This is a genomic window from Streptomyces sp. NPDC059564, from assembly GCF_042735575.1.
GTDB lineage: Bacteria > Actinomycetota > Actinomycetes > Streptomycetales > Streptomycetaceae > Streptomyces.
Genome location: NZ_JBHWBP010000689.1, coordinates 1 through 1,345, shown reverse-complemented (window position 1 = coordinate 1,345; position 1,345 = coordinate 1). Strand labels below are relative to the sequence as shown.

Here is a 1,345-nt window from a genome sequence, read left to right as displayed (position 1 = left end):
GTGCGGGGTCCTGCACCTGCCGCAGGACCCGGCAGCCCTGGCCGTTCCCGGTACGGCCCAGTGGCTGCCGCCGGCCGCGTCCCTGCTGTGCCTGGTGTTCGGCGCCGTGCTCGCGGTCCGGGACACCCCGGTGGTGTGGCGGGCCGCGGCGGTGGCCGCCCTCGCGGTCGTCACCCTGCACGTCGTCGGCGGGGTCGTGTTCTTCGACCCCCTGGAGGGCGCGTTCGGCGGGACGTACCCCTGGGCCGGCGTGACGGCGGTGCTGTGCGCCGGCGCCGGAGCGGTCCTGGCCGGACTGGCCCTGATGTACCGGCCGCCGCCCACCGGGGCGGGCGACACCGCCTGACCCCACCCGGACGAGGGGCCCCGGCCGCTTACTGCGCGGCCGGGGTCCCTCACCGTGCCAGCAGGTTCACCGCCCCCGCGAACACCCCGGGCAGCCGCGCCGCCAGCGGGACGATCCGGGTGGCCAGCGGAGGCCGCCCGCGCGCCCACAGCAGGGCGCCGGTGAGGACGCGGTAGCCGCGCGACAGCTCCCGCCACGCCCGCTCGTACTCCTGGGGGCGGCCCGCGCGCACGCACCGTACGAGTTCCCCCGCCGCCGACACGGCCAGGGTCAGGCCCTCGCCGGTCAGCGCGTCCACGTACCCGGCAGCGTCCCCGACGAACAGCACCCGCCCCGCCACCCGGGTCCGCGCCCGCTGGCGCAGCGGCCCGGCGCCGCGCACCACGGCTCCGGGCGCGGGCGGTGGCAGCCGGGCGGCCAGAGTGGGGAAGCGGGCGGCCAGCTGGGCGTCGAAGGGGGCCTGCCGGGAGGTCAGCACCGCCACCCCGATGCGGTCCGGTCCCAGCGGGGTCACGTAGGCCTCGCAGTCGCGCGCCCAGTGCACCTCCACCAGGTCGCTCCACGGCTCCACGGCGTAGTGGCGGCGCAGCCCGTAGCGCGCGGGCCGCCCCGGCGGGGCCGCCACCGCCAGGCCCAGGGCGCGCCGCACCGGCGAGTGCAGGCCGTCCGCCGCCACCAGGTACCGGGCCGTCAGCCCGGCCGCGCCGACCCGGTCCCCGTCCTGGCGGACCTCGCCGGCCCGCCGGGCGAGGACCCGTACGCCCAGCGCCTCGGCCCGCGCGGCCAGCGCCGCCTGGAGTTCCGTACGCCGGGTGCCGCGCCCGGGGCCCGCGCGGAAGAGGCCCTCCGCGCGCCGCCCCGTCAGGCCGTCCACGTAGCGGATCCCGTGGAAGGGGCGGCCCGGCACCGGCACGCCGAGGTCCTCGAACCGGCGGACCGCGCCCGGCATCAGCCCCTCCCCGCAGGCCTTGTCGATCGGGGTCGGCCGCGGTTCCAGGA

Annotated in this window: 1 protein-coding gene and 1 pseudogene; one reads left to right on the top strand and one right to left on the bottom strand. The window is 79.8% G+C overall.

Annotated features, from left to right (window positions below; translation table 11 throughout):
* Positions 1–346, top strand: a pseudogene (locus tag ACFV0Q_RS41665) (hypothetical protein); the annotation flags it as partial.
* Positions 347–395: 49 nt separating this feature from the next.
* Here the strand turns inward: ACFV0Q_RS41665 and ACFV0Q_RS41660 are convergent.
* On the bottom strand, positions 396–1,345 hold a 950-nt coding region (locus ACFV0Q_RS41660; RefSeq protein WP_385013327.1), incomplete at its 5' end, for an NAD(P)/FAD-dependent oxidoreductase.